The sequence below is a fragment of the Cupriavidus sp. 2SB genome, assembly GCF_005503625.1.
Classification (GTDB): Bacteria; Pseudomonadota; Gammaproteobacteria; order Burkholderiales; family Burkholderiaceae; genus Cupriavidus.
In genome coordinates this window covers 66,399-85,184 of sequence record NZ_SCMX01000026.1, presented here as the reverse complement: position 1 = coordinate 85,184, position 18,786 = coordinate 66,399, and the positions used below count along the sequence as shown (strand labels likewise).

The 18,786-nt window shown below is 64.0% G+C and carries 19 protein-coding genes; 1 reads left to right on the top strand and 18 read right to left on the bottom strand.

The features are described 5' to 3' along the window. Positions 1 to 1,077 (bottom strand): hypothetical protein (locus FFS21_RS14710; protein WP_212745242.1); only part of this gene is annotated, 1,077 nt, incomplete at its 3' end. Between the two features lie 97 nt (positions 1,078 to 1,174). Continuing rightward, positions 1,175 to 1,882 (bottom strand): YceH family protein, encoded by a 708-nt coding sequence (locus FFS21_RS14705; RefSeq protein WP_137925522.1) that lies wholly within the window; start codon positions 1,880 to 1,882, stop codon positions 1,175 to 1,177. 144 nt (positions 1,883 to 2,026) lie between these two features. On the opposite strand from FFS21_RS14705, the gene FFS21_RS14700 reads away from it, so the two are divergent. After that, positions 2,027 to 2,977, top strand: coding sequence for an ABC transporter substrate-binding protein (locus tag FFS21_RS14700; protein WP_137925521.1), 951 nt, complete (start codon positions 2,027 to 2,029; stop codon positions 2,975 to 2,977). A gap of 178 nt (positions 2,978 to 3,155) precedes the next feature. On the opposite strand, the gene cheZ is transcribed toward FFS21_RS14700, so the two are convergent. The 16 genes from cheZ to FFS21_RS14620 form a co-directional block, all read right to left on the bottom strand. Further along, on the bottom strand, positions 3,156 to 3,791 hold the full coding sequence (cheZ, locus tag FFS21_RS14695) for a protein phosphatase CheZ (RefSeq protein ID WP_137925520.1): 636 nt from the start codon (positions 3,789 to 3,791) through the stop codon (positions 3,156 to 3,158). 12 nt (positions 3,792 to 3,803) lie between these two features. Beyond that, positions 3,804 to 4,190 (bottom strand): chemotaxis response regulator CheY, encoded by a 387-nt coding sequence (gene cheY, locus FFS21_RS14690; protein ID WP_137925519.1) that lies wholly within the window; start codon positions 4,188 to 4,190, stop codon positions 3,804 to 3,806. 92 nt (positions 4,191 to 4,282) lie between these two features. Beyond that, positions 4,283 to 5,356: a protein-glutamate methylesterase/protein-glutamine glutaminase gene (locus tag FFS21_RS14685; RefSeq protein WP_137925518.1), complete on the bottom strand. Its 1,074-nt coding sequence runs from the start codon at positions 5,354 to 5,356 to the stop codon at positions 4,283 to 4,285. Positions 5,357 to 5,380: 24 nt separating this feature from the next. After that, positions 5,381 to 6,043: a chemoreceptor glutamine deamidase CheD gene (gene cheD / locus FFS21_RS14680; protein ID WP_370459350.1), complete on the bottom strand. Its 663-nt coding sequence runs from the start codon at positions 6,041 to 6,043 to the stop codon at positions 5,381 to 5,383. Then, positions 6,040 to 6,951, bottom strand: a complete 912-nt coding sequence (locus tag FFS21_RS14675; protein ID WP_137925517.1) for a CheR family methyltransferase — start codon at positions 6,949 to 6,951, stop codon at positions 6,040 to 6,042. The genes cheD and FFS21_RS14675 overlap by 4 nt, the downstream gene beginning before the upstream one ends. Positions 6,952 to 7,019: 68 nt before the next feature. Beyond that, on the bottom strand, positions 7,020 to 7,514 hold the full coding sequence (locus FFS21_RS14670; protein WP_137925516.1) for a chemotaxis protein CheW: 495 nt from the start codon (positions 7,512 to 7,514) through the stop codon (positions 7,020 to 7,022). 24 nt (positions 7,515 to 7,538) lie between these two features. Further along, positions 7,539 to 9,560, bottom strand: coding sequence for a chemotaxis protein CheA (cheA, locus tag FFS21_RS14665; RefSeq protein ID WP_137925515.1), 2,022 nt, complete (start codon positions 9,558 to 9,560; stop codon positions 7,539 to 7,541). 59 nt (positions 9,561 to 9,619) lie between these two features. After that, entirely contained in the window at positions 9,620 to 10,597 is a 978-nt protein-coding gene (gene motB, locus FFS21_RS14660) for a flagellar motor protein MotB (RefSeq protein WP_137925514.1), read from the bottom strand. 13 nt (positions 10,598 to 10,610) lie between these two features. Further along, a complete protein-coding gene (motA, locus tag FFS21_RS14655) occupies positions 10,611 to 11,474 on the bottom strand; it encodes a flagellar motor stator protein MotA (protein WP_137925513.1) in 864 nt (287 codons plus the stop codon). Positions 11,475 to 11,603: 129 nt separating this feature from the next. After that, a complete protein-coding gene (flhC, locus tag FFS21_RS14650; RefSeq protein WP_137925512.1) occupies positions 11,604 to 12,209 on the bottom strand; it encodes a flagellar transcriptional regulator FlhC in 606 nt (201 codons plus the stop codon). Beyond that, the gene (flhD, locus tag FFS21_RS14645) at positions 12,206 to 12,523 is read right to left on the bottom strand and encodes a flagellar transcriptional regulator FlhD (protein ID WP_008647543.1); all 318 of its coding nucleotides are present in this window, start codon (positions 12,521 to 12,523) and stop codon (positions 12,206 to 12,208) included. Before flhD ends, flhC begins: the two co-directional genes overlap by 4 nt. A 397-nt stretch (positions 12,524 to 12,920) precedes the next feature. Continuing rightward, a complete protein-coding gene (locus FFS21_RS14640) occupies positions 12,921 to 13,673 on the bottom strand; it encodes a DUF4088 family protein (RefSeq protein ID WP_137925511.1) in 753 nt (250 codons plus the stop codon). A 93-nt stretch (positions 13,674 to 13,766) separates the two neighbouring features. Then, positions 13,767 to 15,623, bottom strand: a complete 1,857-nt coding sequence (locus tag FFS21_RS14635) for a methyl-accepting chemotaxis protein (protein WP_137925510.1) — start codon at positions 15,621 to 15,623, stop codon at positions 13,767 to 13,769. 183 nt (positions 15,624 to 15,806) lie between these two features. Beyond that, positions 15,807 to 17,444, bottom strand: coding sequence for a methyl-accepting chemotaxis protein (locus tag FFS21_RS14630; protein ID WP_137925509.1), 1,638 nt, complete (start codon positions 17,442 to 17,444; stop codon positions 15,807 to 15,809). 78 nt (positions 17,445 to 17,522) lie between these two features. Then, the gene (locus tag FFS21_RS14625; protein ID WP_137925508.1) at positions 17,523 to 18,008 is read right to left on the bottom strand and encodes a chemotaxis protein CheW; all 486 of its coding nucleotides are present in this window, start codon (positions 18,006 to 18,008) and stop codon (positions 17,523 to 17,525) included. 190 nt (positions 18,009 to 18,198) lie between these two features. Further along, positions 18,199 to 18,582: a response regulator gene (locus FFS21_RS14620; RefSeq protein WP_137925507.1), complete on the bottom strand. Its 384-nt coding sequence runs from the start codon at positions 18,580 to 18,582 to the stop codon at positions 18,199 to 18,201. Positions 18,583 to 18,786 lie beyond the last annotated feature (204 nt).

Here is an 18,786-nt window from a genome sequence, read left to right as displayed (position 1 = left end):
TCCTTGATCGCTGGAAACAGTGCAGTTCAACTTGGACCGAAGCGCCTCCATCCGGACCCGCGCCATATTGAGCACGCCGCTCCAGGAACAGAGGCCGATGCGCAGCGTGGAGTCCTGATAGGTACAGCCGAAGGCGCCTTGCATGTACTGCACCATTCGGGTCGCTTCCGGCGTCATCTCGTTCGACAGCGCGATGAACGTCCATCGTGTATTGGCCTTGTCGAACCGCTCGTCCGACGCCACGGCCATCGCGTAGCGTTCGATCTGCCCTTTCGCCTCCATGTCGACCTTTTTCATCGGACGCTTCAATTCCACAACGAGAAATTCCCGCTGCAGGCCCGGGGCTGGCAATTCGCGCCCCAGCACAAAGTCGATGAAACCGCGTTTGCCGTCGTCGCGGAGCACCGCTTGCTGAAGCCACCCCTTGCCCATGTCGAGCTTGTGGACATGCTTGCGCAACACCGTGTTCAGGCTCTCCCCGCTGCTCGTCAGCCGGAATTCTTCACCGAAGATCCACGTCTCGTTTTCAATCAGGCGATGCAACTGTCCGCGCTCGCGGAAGCCGCGCTTGTTACCGATGTCGAACAGCATCGACTCCAGGCCGGTCAGGAAGTGAAGCCGGTCTGTCACCAACCGGCTGCATTCGATCATCGAGGACAACGAGGTCAACTGCATCAGCCCGAGCAGCTCGCTGGTCCTGGCGGCGGGCAGGTTGAAAACTTCGGCAAGCACCTGCTTCAAGGGGCCAGCGCCCGCTTCAAGCGTCGCCTTGAGCATCGCCAGGGTGAAACGTCGATCATGCACGGTCCCCGTCCGGAACACCTCCAGGCATTCGTCGATACCCAGCGCGCAGATATCGAACATATCGCGCCGCGCGGCTTCGAGCGGATCGGCTGCCAGACCACCAAAGGGGTAGATACCTTCATCTTTCCAGCCCTGGATCAGCGTGCTTGCCTTGCGGGCCCGCTGACGCCTCTGCGTCGCTTCCAGCGACTCCCTGGCCACGTCGACCAGCTGCAGCAGCGCCGGGTCAATGCGTGACACGGCAACAGCGGCCCCCGGATTTCTGAATCCCATTGCAAACTCCCTGACCATGAACATGCAGGAAGACTAGCAATGCACTCCGCCCGATGTACTGCGCCAGGTCGTGCAACAGGTCCCTTTCAGATTCGTCTCATTCCAGCCGCCCCGCCTCCACCTCGATGCCCAACTGACCGGCCATCTCCACCACCAGCGCCTGCAGTTTTGCCACCTTGTCTTCGAGCGCGCGGTGGCTGATGCGCAGGGCTTCCAGTTCCGAAGGGGATGCGGCGGACTCCGCGCCGGGCCGGTAGGCGACAGCGTTTTCCGGAATGCTGACTTCGCCGCAGAGCAGGTGCATCCAGCGGTGTTCGCGCTCGCCGGGGGCGCGGGGCAGCCGGACCACCAGCGCCGGGGTGCGTTCGGCGAGTTCATCCAGGAACCCTTCGACGGACGAGATATCGGCGAAGGCGTGCAGGCGGGCGGTATTCAGCCGCAGTTCGGCAGCGGTTTGCGGGCCGCGCAGCAGCAGGGTGGACAGCAGCGCCGCCGACTGGCTTGGCACGCCGAGCACCTTGCCGAGGTTCTGCTCGAAGCGCGGCACGCGGCTGCTGCTGCCTTCGAACACGAGGCTCAGGGATTTCAGGCCATCGATGGCGGTCAGGATCTCGTCCTCGGTCACGCTCATCACGGGTGCGCGGGCGGTCTTCTGGTTGCAGCCCGATGCCAGCGCATTGAGCGACAGCGGGTAGGTATCGGGCACGGTGAACTGCTTTTCGAGCAGCACGGCCACCACGCGGCCTTCGAGCGCAGTCAGTTCGCGAAGGGCGGGGCGTGAAGCGGGTGCGGAGGTCTGGTCCATCGTCGGCGGCAGGTTGGATGCGGTGCCACATTGAAGCGCAAGCGCCCCGCCGATGCAACCGGCATATGGATTTGCGAAAACATTCGTTGGCCGGTGTCCGTGTTGCACGTACGGTCAGGGCTTCGACTCACTTCCCGCCACGCCATGAACCGTTCCCGCCGCCACTTCCTGAACACCGTCAATGCCGGCGCCATGCTCGCGCTCGTTCCCGCCGTGCATGCCGCACACGCCCAGACGCGGCCCGTCCTGAAAGCCGGTGACCAGAAAGGCGGATTGCGCGCTCTGCTGGAAGCGGCCGATGCGTTGAAGGGTGTGACCTACGACATCCAGTGGACCGAATTCCCCGCCGCCGCGCCGCTGGCCGAGGCGCTCAATGCGGGCGCGGTAGATAGCGGCCCCATCGGCGATGCACCGGCCATCTTCGCATTGGCTGCCGGGACTCGGATCAAGCTGATCGGCGTGAACCGGTCCGACCCGTATGGCACGGCGGTGCTGGTGCGCCCCGATTCGCCGCTCAAGACCGCCGCCGATCTCAAGGGCAAGCGCATCGGCACGAATCGTGGATCGATCGGACACTTTGTCACGCTCAAGGCACTGGCATCGGCCGGATTGAAACCCGAGGACGCCGACATCCGCTTCCTGCCGCCCGCAGACGCGAAGCTGGCACTGACCAACGGATCGGTGGATGCGTGGGCCACATGGGAACCGTACACCGCGATGGCGGAGACCAGCGGTCATGCGCGCGTGCTGGTGAACGGGCGAGGCTTGTGGTCCGGGCTCAGTTATCTGGCCGCGACGGAATCTGCATTGGCAAGCAAGCGCGCGGTGCTGGGCGATTTCCTGCAGCGCGTGGCGCGTGCGCAGGCGTGGTCCTACCAGCATGTGCCGGAGTTCTCGGCCACGCTGGCGCGCATCATCGGCATTCCACCGGAAGCGGCGCGATTGCAGTTCGAGCGACGCAAGACGCAATGGCAGGCCATCGACGCGGAAGTCGTGGCCGTGCAGCAGCAGACGGCGGACTTTTACTTGAAGACGGGGTTGCTGAAGCAGAGGCTGGAGGTGGCGGGGACGTTCGAGCGGGTGGTGGTGGGTTGACCAAGGACCACGGCTCTCCCATGGTTTGCTCCCCTCTCCCTTTGGGAGAGGGGCGGGGGAGAGGGCTGGCGGTGCAATCTGCCACTTGTCGGCAAGCAGAACCGCTTTGCCCTCTCCCCCAACCCCTCTCCCGCGATGCGGGAGAGGGGAGCCAAAACAGCGAGGGGAGCAACGAAACTCAGAACCCCAAGCTCGCCAGCAAATCATCCACCTGCGACTGATCCGCCACCACGTCGGCCTTGCCTTCGGGGTTGATCTGCGGGCCGTTCATCAGCGTGGGCGGAGCTTCCACGCGGCGATCGGCGGGCACGTTGTCGATCAGCACCTGCAGCAGTTCCTGCTCCAGGCCGCGGATCATGTCCATCATCTTCTTGATGACCTGACCCGTCAGATCCTGGAAGTCCTGCGCCATCATGATCTCGAGCAGGTGGCTGCCCGTGGCCTTGGTCTTGGCCGGCACGTCGGTCAGGAACTCGCGGGTATCGAGCACCAGCGCGCGCGCGTCACCCAGTTCCACGGGCTTCTCGAACCACGCCTCCCAGCGCTTGTCGAGCGCGTTGGCGCGGGCTTCGAGTTCTTCCTGCAGCGGTTGCGCCAGTTCCACGGCCGTGAGCGAACGCTCGGCGGCCTGCTCGGTCATCGCGGCGATGTAGCTGAGGCGGTCGCGCGCATCGGGAATGGCCTGCGCGGCCTTCTCGATCTCCTTGTCGAGCCCCAGCTCCCGCATGTTGTCGCGCAGCATGCGCGTCAGGTTGCCGATGCGATGGATGATCTGATCGGCCGATTCTTGGCTGAAAGTCGGAGTCGTCGACATATCGCGTACCTCTTATTGAGCCAGCTTCTCGAAGATCTTGGTGATCTTTTCGTCGAGCGTTGCGGCCGTGAAGGGCTTCACGACATAACCGTTGGCACCGGCCTGTGCGGCGGCGATGATGTTTTCCTTCTTGGCTTCGGCCGTCACCATCAGCACCGGCGTCTTTTCGATACCAGGCGTGGCGCGGATCGATTGCAACATCGTCAGGCCGTCCATGTTCGGCATGTTCCAGTCCGACACCACGAACTGGAAGCTGCCGTCCTTGGCCTTTTCAAGACCGGCGGCGCCGTCTTCGGCTTCCTCGACGTTGTTGAACCCCAGCTCCTTGAGCAGGTTGCGAATAATCCGACGCATGGTCGGAAAGTCGTCGACCACGAGGATCTTGATGTTCTTATCCACTTTACGGCTCCAATACGGTTGCGGATGACAGTGCCATCCGGTTGTTGTTGCTGATCTGACCTCTTCGCGCGCGGCGCCTTGTCGGTCCGGGCCTACACGCGTTGCGCCCGCGCACCAAACGTTGCCAGGTGCGCCATGACGCGCTGGCTCATCTGGTGCAGGGGTACGACTTCATGCACGCCGCCGGTGGCGATGGCCTCCTTCGGCATGCCAAACACGATGCAGGACTGCTCGTCCTGCGCCAAATTGTATGAACCCGCTTCCTTCATGCGCAGCATGCCGCGCGCGCCATCCTTGCCCATGCCGGTCAGGATCACGCCGGTCACGTTCTTGCCGCCGTGGATCGCCGCCGAATCGAACAGCACATCCACCGAAGGACGATGGCGATTGACCGGTGCTTCCTGCGACAGATGCGCCACGTAGTTGGCGCCGCTGCGCGTGAGCAGCAGGTGCGAATCGCCGGGCGCGATATACGCATAGCCCGGCAGCACGCGCTCGCCGTGCTCGGCTTCCTTCACCGTGATGCGGCACAGGCCGTTGAGCCGTTGCGCGAACGATTTCGTGAAGCCGGCCGGCATGTGCTGCACGATCATGATCGCGGGCGAATCCGGCGGCAGCGGCATCAGGAATTCCTTGATGGCCTCGGTGCCGCCCGTCGATGCGCCGACGATGATCAGCTTTTCCGTCGACAGCAGCGGCGCGCGCAGGATCGGCGCGGCAGGCGTGCTGCCCGGTGCCGATTCGGTGCGGGCCTTCACGCGGGCACGCGACGCCGCGCGCAGTTTATCCGCGATGGTGTCGGTGTATTCGATCAGCCCTTCGCGAATGCCGAGCTTGGGCTTGGTCACGAAATCGACGGCACCCAGCTCCAGCGCGCGCATCGTGATTTCCGATCCGCGCTCGGTCAGCGACGACACCATCAGCACCGGCATCGGGCGCAGGCGCATCAGGCGTTCCAGGAAATCCAGCCCATCCATGCGCGGCATTTCCACGTCGAGCGTCAGCACGTCGGGGTTCAGGCGCTTGATCATGTCTCGCGCCACCAGCGGATCGGGGGCAGTACCTACCACCTCCATATCGGGCTGGCTGTTGATGATCTCCGTCATCAGGCTGCGGATCAGCGCGGAATCGTCCACGCACAGCACCTTGATCTTCGCGGCAGTCATGTTTGTCTCTACGTCTTAAAGGTTTCAGGTCGGCGTCTTGGCCGATGCCTGCCGCGTAAACAATTCCACGGCACCACGTGCGGGTGCCTTCGTGGAGGTGGACAGCGCACGCGCCAGGGCACGTTCCTCGCGTTCCACGCCTACCGTATCGTCCTGACGCGTCAGCCGGCGCACCAGCGCCAGCCCCGTTTTCGGGAAATAGCTGACGCGGCGCGCATGCGGCCCGCGCAAATCCTGTGCGGCCACGCGAATCTCTTCGGTGCGCAGGTACTTCAGTACGAAATCGGCATTCCGGTCCCCAATATTGAGGGTGGTCATGTTCGCCAGTACCGCGCCGCCACCAAAAACTTTCGCCTCCAGACGTTCGCGGCGTGCGCCCATCTTCAGCAATTCATTGATGAGCACTTCCAGCGCATAGCAGCCGTAGCGCATCGATGCCGACAGCATGCGATCCGGGCCCGCGTTCTCGTCGTCGGGCAGCATGAAATGGTTCATGCCGCCCACGCCGGTGTACTCGTCGCGGATGCATGCGGACACGCACGATCCCAGCACCGTGGTCAGCACCACGTCATCGCCGGTCACGAAGTATTCGTTGGGCAACAGCTTGATGGCCTGCTTGCCGAATTCGCGATCGAAGTATTTTCGCGTGGCAATGGCCTCTGGCATCTGGGGCGTGCCGCGCATCATGCACCTCCGCCCTTGCCCGACAGTTCGTACACCGTCTGTCCGCGCAGTTGAAACGCGCGCGTGACATACGAGAAATTCTCCGAGTGCCCGGCAAACAGCAGGCCGTGCGGCTTCAGCATCGGCGCAAACCGCTCCAGAATGCGGCCCTGGGTCGGCTTGTCGAAATAGATCATCACGTTGCGGCAGAAGATGGCGTCGAACTTCTCGCGGATGCCCCAATCGGGCGCCAGCAGGTTCAGCGGCTCGAACGCAATCGTCGATGCCAGGTCCGGCTTGACCTTCACGGCGCCAGCGCGTGCGCCAGTGCCCTTCAGGAAGAAGCGCTTCAACTGCTCTTGCGAAAGCCGCGCCACCTGTTCGGTCGTATAGACGCCTGCGCGGGCCTTGGCCAGTACCTGCGTGTCGATGTCGGTGGCCAGCACCGTGCCTGCGCGTTCGCCCAGCGCCTCGGCCAGCGTGATCGCAATCGAGTAGGGCTCTTCGCCAGTCGATGCCGCCGCGCACCACACGCTGTACGGGCGGCCGATCTTCCTGGCGTGCTCGGCCAGCAGCGGAAAGTGGTGCGCCTCACGGAAGAACGATGTGAGGTTGGTCGTCAGCGCGTTGGTGAAGTACTCCCATTCGTCGGAACGGTCGTCGGCTTCCAGCAATTCCAGGTACGTGCCGAAATCGCTCAATTGCAGCGAACGCAGGCGCCGCGCCAGACGGCTGTACACCATCTCGCGCTTGTGCGCGCCCAGCGAGATGCCCGCACGCTTGTGAATCAGCTGGCGCACCTTCTCGAAGTCGCGCTCGGTCAGCAGGAAGTCACGCATGTCGTCGCGCAGCGGCGTCAGCACCGGCATTGCCGGACTCACGGCCGCGCCTGGCTTCCCGGTGGGGCTGGAGGAAGAACGGAGCGGCGTCATGTGTGTGTATCGTCAGGGATGCCGGGTCGCGGCAGTTTCAATTCTTGGGGACGGAACCAGCTCGCGCGTCAGGCGAGTTCGGCTTCGATCAGCGACATCTCGGGGCTGGTCATCATGCGTTCGATGTCGATCAGGATCAGCATGCGGCCTTCCACCGAGCCGAGGCCCGTGAGATGCTCGTTCGACACCGACACGCCAAACTCCGGCGCCGGCTTGATATCGTCGCCCGTGAGCGTCAGCACGTCCGACACGCCATCCACGACGATGCCAACCACGCGGCCCGCCACGTTCAGGATGATCACCACGGTCTGGTGGTCATAGCGCACGTTGCCGAGGTCGAACTTCAAACGCAGGTCGACGATCGGCACGATCACGCCGCGCAGGTTCGTCACGCCCTTGATGAAGTCCGGCGCATTGGCAATGCGCGTCACCGTTTCGTAGCTGCGGATCTCCTGCACCTTGAGGATGTCGATGCCATATTCCTCGGTGCCCAGCGTGAAGACCAGGTACTCCTGACCAGAGGCTTCGCTGCCCTGGGTATCGATCTGTCCGATGCCGGCCATGTCTGTTCTCCTTGCTTCTTTCAGTTACGCAACGGCTACCGGGTCCTGGCGGCGCACACCCGTGCGCTGCAACGCACCCACGTCCACGATCAGCGCAACGCTGCCGTCGCCGAGGATCGTTGCGGCCGAGATGCACGGCACCTTGCGATAGTTCGTTTCGAGATTCTTCAGCACCACCTGGTGCTGGCCGATCAACTGGTCTACCAGCAGCGCAAAGCGCTTGCCTTCCGCAGCCAGGATCACGGCGATGCCCTGCGTGGGTTCCTGCACGGCGTTGGCCACGTTGAAGACCTTGTGCAGTTCCAGCAGCGGCAGGTATTCGCCGCGCACGTTCATCACACGCTCGCCGTTGGCGGCCGTATGCACGTCTTCGGACTTCGGCTGCAGGGACTCCATCACGCAGTTCAGCGGCAGGATGAAAGTCTCTTCGCCGGTGCGCACCGACATGCCATCGAGAATCGCCAGCGTCAGCGGCAGCACGATGCGCGTGGTGGTGCCCAGGCCCGGACGCGACGCGATTTCCACGTGGCCGCCCATTTCCTGGATGTTCCGCTTCACCACGTCCATGCCCACGCCACGGCCCGACACATCGGTCACGACTTCGGCAGTGGAGAAGCCCGGTGCAAAGATCAGCTGCCACACTTCGTCGTCGGTCATGCTTTCCGACGCGCCCGGCAGGTTGTTCTGGATGGCCTTGGCCAGGATGCGCTCGCGATTCAGGCCACCGCCGTCGTCGCTGACTTCGATCACGATATTGCCGCCTGCGTGCTGCGCGGACAGAATCAGCTGGCCCGTAGCTTCCTTGCCGGCGGCCATGCGCTTCTCGGGCGTTTCGATGCCGTGATCCAGGCTGTTGCGCACCAGGTGCGTCAGCGGATCGATGATGCGTTCGATCAGGCTCTTGTCGAGTTCGGTCGCCTTGCCGAACGTGACCAGATCGATCTGCTTGTTCAGCTTGCTGGCCAGGTCACGCACCAGACGCGGGAAGCGCGAGAACACGTAGTCCATCGGCATCATGCGGATCGACATCACCGCTTCCTGCAGATCGCGCGCATTGCGTTCGAGCTGGCCCATGCCGGAGAACAGGCGGTCGAACAGTACCGGGTCCAGCGACGATGCGGTCTGCGCCAGCATCGATTGCGTGATCACCAGTTCGCCCACCAGGTTGATGATCTGGTCCACCTTTTCGGTCGGCACGCGGATGGAGCCGGAGTCCGGTGCGTGCGCGGCGGCCGCAGCGGGCTTGGCTTTTTCCTTGTCCTTGGCAGCCGGTGCAGCAGGGGCTGCGGCCGGCGCGGCAGCCACCGGAGCCGGTGCGGCCACCGGGGCCGGCGCGGGTGCGGCTGCGGCAGGTGCTTCGCCTGCGGCCACGGCTTCCACCACGATCTGTTTCTCGTCGATCACGAAGCAGCAGACCGCGATGATGTCATCGGCGCTGCAGGCGCTGTTCAGCCAGATGGTCAGGTCGCCGTCGGCTTCTTCCTGTCCGGTGATCTCGCCCAGGTTGGCCAGTTCCTCGCGCATCAGCGCCTGGTCACCCGCCGATACCTTGATCAGGCGGACCTTGAGGTTGCCGCCGGCTGCCGGTGCCGCTGCGGGTGCCGGGGCTGCGGCGGGTGCGGGGGCCGGAGCCGGTGCGGCGTCGCCATTGGCCTCCTGGGCCAGCTGCTGCAGCACGGCGCAGATGCGCTTGAACGTTTCCGGATCGGGTTCGGTGCCGTTGCGATAGGCGTTGAGCTGGTCTTGCAACACGTCCTTGGTTTCCAGAAAGGTGTCGATGATGACCCGGGTCAGGGCCAGTTCCCGCCGACGCGTACGGTCGAGCAGGTTCTCGAAGATGTGCGTGGTCTCGGTCAGCGCCGTGAAGCCGAACGTCGCGGCGCCGCCCTTGATGGAGTGCGCTGCCCGGAAGATGGCATTGAGCGCCTCGGCATCGGGGGACTCGATGTCCACCTCGAGCAGCAGCTGCTCCATTTCAACGAGCAGCTCTTCCGCCTCCTCGAAGAAGGTCTGATAGAACTGGGTGATATCGATATCGACAGACATGATCGTCCTGACTCGCTAGTTGCTCTGGAAGATGCGCCGCCCTCCCCGGGCGGCGCGCCTCATTCGATCTTGCCGCGGGGCGCAGAGGCCGGGCGGGCAGCGGGCGCCGAAGCGGCCCCGAGCTGCGACTGGATCTCTTCCGCCGTACGTCCCTTCTGCGCCTGCACGGATACGTCCGCCGCGCTGGCGTTTTCCGACTCGAACTGCGCCTGCGCCCGCTTGTTCAGCACCACGATGCTGATACGACGATTAACGGCAGCGAGCGGGTCTTTCTTTTCCAGCGGCATGGTGTCCGCCAGTCCCAGCACGCGCAGGACCTTGCCTTCCTGCATGCCACCCGCGATCAGTTCCTGACGCGAGGCGTTGGCGCGATCCGCCGACAGCTCCCAGTTGCTGTAGGCACGCTCGCCCGCCATGTAGGTGGCCGAGTCGGTGTGTCCCGAGAGACTCACCTTGTTGGGCATCTCGTTGAGCACGGGGCCGATCTCGCGCAGGATGGTGCGCATGTACGGCTCCACCGCTGCGCTGCCGGTACGGAACATCGGACGGTTCTGCGTATCCAGGATCTGGATGCGCAGCCCTTCGCTGGTGATGTCCAGCAGCAGTTGCGGACGGAATTGCTTGAGCTGCGGGTTGTTCTCGATGATCTGTTCGAGGCGGCCCTTCAGCGCGTGCAGGCGTTCGGACTCGAGCTGGTCACGGCGGCGCTGCGCGTCGGCCGGATCATTCGTCATGGCCCGCATGACTTCGCCATCCTTTGCCATCGGGTCCTTGCCGCCGCCCGGAATCACGCTCTTGGACAGGCTGCTCTTGTCGCCGCCGGCCACCGCCACCTTGAGCGGTGTCTTGAAATACTCGGCCACGCCGACCAGCGTCTTGGGCGACGACGAACTCAGCAGCCACAGCACCAGGAAGAGCGCCATCATGGCCGTCATGAAGTCGGCATAGGCGATTTTCCAGCTGTGGTTGCCATGGGGCTTGTGATGCCCCTTGACCTTCTTGATGACGATGGGACGTAGGTCCTGGGCGCTGCTCATGGCTGCTCTCCCGTCAGGTCAGGCTCTTGACTTCGCGCACATGGTCGTCCAGCTCAAGGAACGACGGACGCACCGTCGAGTACAGCACCTTGCGGCCGAATTCCACCGCCACCAGCGGTGCGTAACCATTGAGCGATGCCAGCAGCGTGACCTTGATGCACTCGTACACCTTGATGCTTTCGGACACCTGGTGCTCGACGCGGGACGACAGCGGCGAGACAAAGCCGTACGCCAGCAGAATGCCCAGGAACGTACCGACCAGTGCGTTGGCGATCAGCGCACCCAGCTCGGCCGGCGGCAGGTCTGCCGAGGCCAGTGCGTGCACCACGCCCATCACCGCGGCCACGATGCCGAAGGCGGGCAGGCCGTCGCCAACGCGCGACAGCGCATGGACGGGAATCTCGGCCTCGTGGCGGTACGTTTCGATTTCGTGGTCCATGAGCGCCTCGATCTCGAAGGCGTTCATGTTGCCGTTGACCATCATCCGCAGGTAGTCCGTCAGGAACTCCATCATCTTGGCGTCGGCCAGGATGCGGGGGTACTGACTGAACACGCTGCTGGAGGCAGGGTCTGCAATTTCCTTTTCGAGGAACAGGATGCCCTCGCGGCGGGCCTTGGAGAGCAGCACGTACAGCAGTGCCATCACGTCCAGGTAGAGTTCCTTCTTGTACTTGGAACCCTTCAGCAGCATCGGCATGGCCTTGCCCGTGGCCTTGATGGCCTTGCCGCTGTTCGAGCTGATGAACGCACCAACGGCGGCACCGCCGATGATGATGAGCTCTGCCGGTTGGTAGAGCGCGCCCATGTGGCCACCGGTGATGGCGTAACCGCCCAGCACCGCAACCACTACGACGACATAGCCAAGAACAACTAGCACGATCGGATCCCCGTCTGAATAACACGCGTCAGGCGCCCCGGGGGCTCGCGGCCGTACAGGCGAGCGCCGTCAGCGCCTGCCGGTACGTTCCGGGGCCCACCTTGCCTTGCAGACGTCAGCCCGATGAACTCAGGCTACGGTCTGCGCGGCAGTGGCGTCCTTCGAGAGCTTCTTTACCTTTCCGGCCCGCGAGGGCGGACGGCACAGGCTGCAGACAAAGTTCGCGTGCGGCTCATAGGCATGCGTCACGAACTGGCCGCCGCAACAGGTACAGCTGGAAAGCTGCAGCATGTTGCTCTCGAAAAACCGTACTAACGTCCAGGCACGGGTGAAACTTAAGACGATTTCGCCGCCGAGCAGCGAAACGTGTTCCAGGTACAGACGGTAAGCGGCCACTACCGCACGAATGCCCGACGTCTCGCCTTCCTGCACCATGAACTGGTAAGCAGAGAAGAACAGCGACGAATGGATATTCGGCAGCCAGGTCGTGAACCAGTCTGTCGAGAACGGGAGCATGCCCTTGGGCGGCGAGGCGCCGCGCAGCTCCTTGTAGAGGCGGATCAACCGGTCGCGCGAGAGCGTGGTCTCGGCTTCAAGCACTTGCAGGCGCGCACCCAGGCCAATCAGCTCGATGGCGAGCTGGGTCTGGTTGGCATCCTGCAGGACGCTCTTGCGGTTGGGTACGGTCGTGGCCGTGAAGCTGCTGCCCGGCGAGGCCTGGAGGAGTGCGGTCAATTGAGCGACTCCACAGGTTGCCGTGCCAGCAGGATAGCAGCGTGGATCTGCTGCATATCATGGCTCTTGGCCGTGTGAGTGAGCGTGGACAGCAGCGCATGATCGTCAAAGCGGAAACGGCACAGCACCATGTTGGATGCTGCCAGCTTGACGAGTTGCGCCGAGGTCAGTTTGGCCAGAATCTCAGCAATTTCCTTGCTGACGCCAAGCCTGAACATGGCTTCCACCTGGTTTTCGCGCACCAGTCGTTGCGCAAGCAGAAGATAGGCGAGGTTAACCTCCCTGATCTCCTGGAGAACTTCACTGCTTTCCAATTTTTCCCCGCTACCAAATAACCTCTCGACCGCTTGTCCGGCGCTTACCGGCAGACACTGCTTGCCGGCGACCAGATCGTTTGGTGCGTGTTCGAGTAGGTACGACGTACTACGAAAGGAACTTCGCCCGGTTACACCTTCTCTCCGAAACGTTACAGATGTTACAGAGTGTAAGTGAAACTGTTACGTTTATATCGGCAATCGGCCTGCAATGCCAATCCCTACTTACGTTGGGGATTCACAAATGTCGCAAGGAACATACATAGGTCGCGAATTTTGTAACAGGACCGATGTCTGACTTTTGATTTACATCAAGGCTGTAACGGTTGCGTACTCAACGGACAAGGTCCTGTTGCGGTGCACAGATCACTGCGCTGAACAGTGTTGCTGGATTCCACTATTGACGCGCCACCACAGTTTGGCTAAACGCGCGACGCAGCCATGCAGCAAGGCGCGCGAACACATCGTCAGGGGCTTCGCGGAACAGGTTCGGACGCGAGCGCTCCACCTGCTCCAGCACGCGCGCGGCTTCTTCTGCGGTCACGGAGCGGTATTCGAGCGCGAGGCCCAGCAGCGCGCGCAGCTCGCCTACCTTGCTGCGGCCCAGGGCTTCGCTCTGCTCGGTCTGCAGCGCGTACATGACGTCGTAGGCCCGCTGGCGCAGGCCGTCGGCCACGCGCCATGCGGGCGTGCGCATGCGCTCTTCCAACGTGCAGATGTCCACGGCGGATGACGAGATCTGCGCGGCCAGCGCCTCGGTGAAGGCGGTGTCCGCGCCGGCTTCGCTCAGGATGTTGGTGGCCCATTCGCGCGCATGTTCCATGCGCTGCTGTGCGGACCATGCGGGCTGCACAGCCAGGCCGAAGCCGAAGCGCGCGGCATCGCGCATCAGCGCGGCCAATGCGTTCGGCAGTTGCTTGTCGAAGACCTTCCTGGCCCATCCGTACTCGCCGCTGGCCAGCAGGCGCATCACGGCACGTTCGGTCAGCGGGCCGTCCTGCTGCATCAGACGGGCACGCAGGAAATCGTCGAAGGCGGGCGGAATGAACTCGGCGTCGATGCCCGTTGAAACTCTTACAAAGGCATCGAAGTCCGCGCGCAGCCGCGCCGTGGCTTCGGCCGACAGGGACAGGCTGATATCGGTTTGCATGGTTGTTCTTTGAACGAGTAAGCGCCCCGGCGCAACTTTTACAAGGCGGGCCGGGGCGTGCGCTATCGAGATCGCAGCGATGCGGTCAGGCGATCAGAACGCGCTCCAGTCACCGTTGTCGGATGCGCCATGGCCTGCCGGTTTCGCGGCAAGGGCGGGACGCTTCATCTGGGTATCGGCATCTTCGTCGCCAACTTCAGCCAGCGCAGGTTCGGCGGTCGTGGCAACCAGTGCCGTACCGGCAGCCTTGGCGGCCTTCGGTGCCCTGGCGGTCTTTGCAGCGGCCTTCGTGCGCGCGACAGGTGCCTTGGCGCTCGGACGCGTCACCGAACGTGCCACCGGTGCCGGCAGAGCAGGCACGGCGTGCGAGACATCCTCATCGGACAGGCGGAAGCCCGACACCGACTCCATCAGACGGCCCGCCTGATCCTGCAGCGAACCCGCTGCGGCAGCGGCCTGTTCCACCAGCGCGGCATTCTGCTGCGTGACTTCGTCCATCTGCGCCACGGCCTGGTTGACCTGCTCGATGCCCGAGCTTTGTTCGGCGGAAGCCGCGCTGATCTCGCCCATGATGTCGGTCACGCGCTTCACGGCCTGCACGATTTCTTCCATCGTCGTGCCGGCCTGACCCACCAGCGTCGCGCCGGTATCCACCTGCGCCACCGAGTTGTCGATCAGCGTCTTGATTTCCTTGGCCGCGTTGGCGCTGCGTTGCGCCAGGCTGCGCACCTCGCCAGCCACCACCGCAAAGCCGCGGCCCTGTTCACCGGCGCGCGCCGCTTCCACGGCAGCATTCAGCGCCAGGATGTTGGTCTGGAACGCAATACCTTCGATCACGCCGATGATGTCGACGATCTTGCGCGAAGCGCCGTTGATCTCGCCCATCGTCTTGACCACTTCGCTGACCACTTCGCCGCCGCGCACCGCGGTCTCCGACGCATTGGCCGCCAGACCGCTGGCCTGACGTGCGTTATCCGCGTTCTGACGCACGGTGCTGGTCAGTTCTTCCATGCTGGAAGCGGTTTCCTCCAGCGAGGCCGCCTGCTGCTCGGTACGCTGAGACAAGTCGTTGTTGCCCGCAGCGATTTCACGCGAGGCCGTGCCGATCGATTCGGCCGATTCCTTGAAGTCGCGCACCATGTGCGAGAGCTGCTGCTGCATCTGGCCCATGGCGTGCAACAGGCTGGCCTGGTCACCTGCGCGCAGGTCCACCTTGCCCGAGAAATCTCCCTCGGCGATACGTGCGGCAATCGACGCGGCGTAGGCGGGCTCTCCACCCAGTTGGCGCGAGAGCTGGCGTGCCAGGAACAATCCCAGCAGCACCGACACCACCATGCCACCCAGCACCAGCAGCAGCATCGCCACGCGCGAGCTGTTGTAGACGCTCGTGGACTCTTCCATGTTGGACTTGGCGCGCTCGTCGCGGCGCTTGACCATCTTGAACAGGATCTCTTCCAGCGCGTGGCTGTCCTTGAGCAGCTCGCTGCTTTCCGTGAAGACGTTGCTGTCGAACTGCGAGGTGTCCAGCGGCTGCTTGCTCACCAGCGCCACGTATTTCGTCATCCGTTCCTTGAACGGCGGCACCAGCGTTTCGTACTGCTTGAACAGCGCCTGGCCTTCAGGCTGCGCGAACGAATCCTTTGCAGTTTTTACCCGCGCCTCCATTTCGCCCAGCGATTTCTCGATCTGGGTCTTCTCGGTGGCGCGCTCGCCCATGGTCGATGCCGACAGCAGCGCGATCTGCGCACGGCTGGCGTAGACCAAGTTGATGTTGCCGTCCTGCACGGCCTTCAGCGCCTGCAGATCGGTGTTGTAGATCTTGCCGGTCCACTCCGCCATGCGCCCCATGTTGACCACGCCCAGCAGGCCGATGATGGCGCCGATCACGGAAACAACCAGGAAGCCGGCGATGAGCCTGGTTGTCACACGTAGTTGATTGAACCACTGCATTGAACTACCCCCTTCTTGTGTCAGAAAGTTCGGGTTGGCCAGTCTCTCCGTCCCGAGTTGTTGTCGCTGCCGCCTGCGTGGGCGGCCGATCTACCCCGTTCCTGATGCCGCGCGCAAAGGAAAGGCGCGCGGCGCTTTTGGTCGGCTCCGCACCCTTGACGGGCGCTGGCCGCGCTCCCCACTTCAGCCAACTGCCTCGACTGCCAACTCCGCCTGCCGCTGCCGCACGGGCCGGGTCTCGGCCTGCGTGCTGATGCGGAAAGTGGAAATCGACTCGCGCAGGCGGTCGGCTTGTTCCTCCAGCGAGCCTGCCGCGGCAGCGGCCTGCTCCACCAGCGCAGCGTTCTGCTGCGTGACTTCATCCATCTGTGCCACGGCCTCGTTCACCTGTTCGATGCCCGTGCTCTGCTCGGCCGATGCCGAACTGATCTCGCCCATGATGTCGGTCACGCGCTTCACGGCCTGCACGATCTCGTCCATCGTCGCCCCGGCGTCCGACACCTGCGCCGCGCCGTTCTCCACGCGCTCCACGGTGTTGCCGATCAGGCCCTTGATTTCCTTGGCCGCGTTAGCGCTGCGCTGCGCCAGGCTGCGCACCTCGCCAGCCACTACCGCAAAGCCACGGCCTTGCTCGCCGGCGCGTGCCGCTTCCACCGCCGCGTTCAGCGCCAGGATGTTGGTCTGGAAGGCAATGCCCTCGATCACGCCGATGATGTCGACGATCTTGTGCGACGCCTCGTTGATCTCGTCCATGGTCTGCACCACGCGGCCCACGGCTTCGCCGCCGCGCAGCGCCGTCTCCGACGCCGTGGCCGCCAACCCCGTGGCCTGGCGCGCGTTATCGGCGTTCTGGCGCACGGTGCCCGTCAACTGCTCCATGCTCGAAGCGGTCTCCTCCAGCGAGGCCGCCTGCTGCTCGGTACGTTGCGAGAGATCGTTGTTGCCGGCGGCCACCTGATGCGTCACGGTAGAGATGCTGGCCATGCCTTCCTGGATGTCATGCACCACCGACAGCAGGCTGCGCTGCATCGTGCGCATGGCGCGCGACAGCGAACCCACTTCGTCATTGGCCTTGTGTTCGTACGTGGTGGTCAGGTCGCCCGCGCCCATGCGCAGCGCGAAATCGAGCATTTCTCCGACCGGGCGGTCCACACGCGAGACCAGCAGCGAGCCCGCCGCGAACGACGACACCACGCCCATCGCGAAGGTGCCCCACAGCCACGGCCAGAGTTGCGCGGCGGCGTCAGGAGACATCCAGTGCACGCCGCCCAGCGCCACCAGGAACCACGCCACGCCGGCTGCCTGCGCCAGCATGATCCGGCGGCGCAGCGTCATGCGCATCAGGCGGCCCAGCAGGCCCGCCACGCCAGTGCGGACCACGGCGCCATCGCGAATGGCCAGCCCGCTGGCGCGGTTCTCGCGGAAGCGACGATATGCGGCCTCGGCTGCATCGATCTGCGCGCGCGTGGCCATCGACCGCACCGAGGTATAGCCGATGATGCGGCCGTCCACGCGCGTAGGCGTGACGGTGGCCTGCACCCAGTAGTGGTCGCCATTCTTGCGGCGGTTCTTGACGATGCCCACCCAGGTCTTGCCCGCCTGGATGGACGACCAGAGGTCCGCGAAGGCTTCGGACGGCATGTCCGGATGCCGGACCAGGTTATGCGCCGCACCAAGCAGCTCTCGCGACGTGAAGCCGCTGATCTCCACGAACGCCCGGTTGGCGAACGTGATGCGACCCTTGAGGTCGGTCCGCGAGATCAGGTAATCGTTCGGCGAGAGCGGATGCTCGCGCTGGGTGACAGGCTGGTTGTTGCGCATGGCTCTACTGCTCGAAAGGCGGCTCGGAAAGCGGCTCGAAAAAGTTGGGGCCGCGCCCGGCGCGTCCCCTCTGTGGCATCAGGCGCCCGCCGCGGCATCCAGTGCCGCGAGGTCATCGATATTCATGAGCTTCTCGATATCGGCCAGGATCAGCATGCGGCCTTCGAGCGAGCCCAGTCCGCGGATGTACTCGGTTTCCACGCCGCCGGACAACGCCGGTGCCGGCTTGATCTGCGCGGGCGTCAGCGTCAGCACATCGGACACGCCGTCAACCACGATACCGGTGGTGCGTTCATGGATATCGACGATGATCACCACGGTGTACTGGTCGTAGCTGATCTCGGCCTGCCGGAACTTGATGCGCAGGTCGATGATCGGCACGATGGTGCCGCGCAGGTTGACCACGCCCTTCAGGTAGTCGGGCGCGTTCGCAATCTGCGTGACGGACTCGTAGCCGCGAATCTCCTGAACCTTGAGGATGTCGATGCCGTACTCTTCGCGACCGAGCCGGAAAGCCAGGAATTCTTCTCCCGCGCCGTCCGCGCGGTTCGTGCTGTGGTTCATGGTTGCCCCCGCTGGCATGGTTGGTCGTGGCCGGGAGTTACGTGCCCCCGGCTGCTGGCGACCCGATGCAATGGCCCGCCCCGCCGCGCCGCGTATCGAACATGGCAGCAGCAGGACCGGACCACCTGATATGGCCTTCCTGTGATATCGGCATCCACCGAGGTGGATTAAGGGCGACTTGGCGGAGACCTCACCCCTCCGTGGGAGGGGTCAGCAAGGCATCGACCGACGCCATCAACTCTTCGGGATCGAACGGCTTGGCCAGGAAACCGGATGCACCGGCCTCGCGGGCGCGGTCGAGGATGGTGGCGTCATGCTCCGTGGAGAGCATCAGGATGGGAATCGACGCATAGTCCGGCGTGGCACGCAGCGCGCGAATCAGCGACAGGCCGTCCATGACCGGCATCACCTGGTCCGTGACCAGCATGCCGAAGCGGCCCTCCATGGCCACTTCCAGCGCCTCCTTGCCATCGGACGCCTCCGTCACCGTGAATCCGCCCGCGCGCAGGCAGGCGCCCGTCATGCGGCGCAGGGATGGCGAATCGTCAACGACGAGGATATGCGGAAGAGACATTCGGGGACTCCGTTCGAGGTGGGTCCGCCAGTGGCAAGGAATGCGGCCGGCGACGGACAAGCCAGCGCGCTGGCATGTGCCGCGAAGAACGGCAAATGCCACTGCCCTGTCCTGGACTTATCGACACGCCGGCAGACCGGCTTTAGCACCCCCGCCCGCCTGGCAGGCCGCTCACCCCGGTATTAGAGGAATCGCTCTAGATCG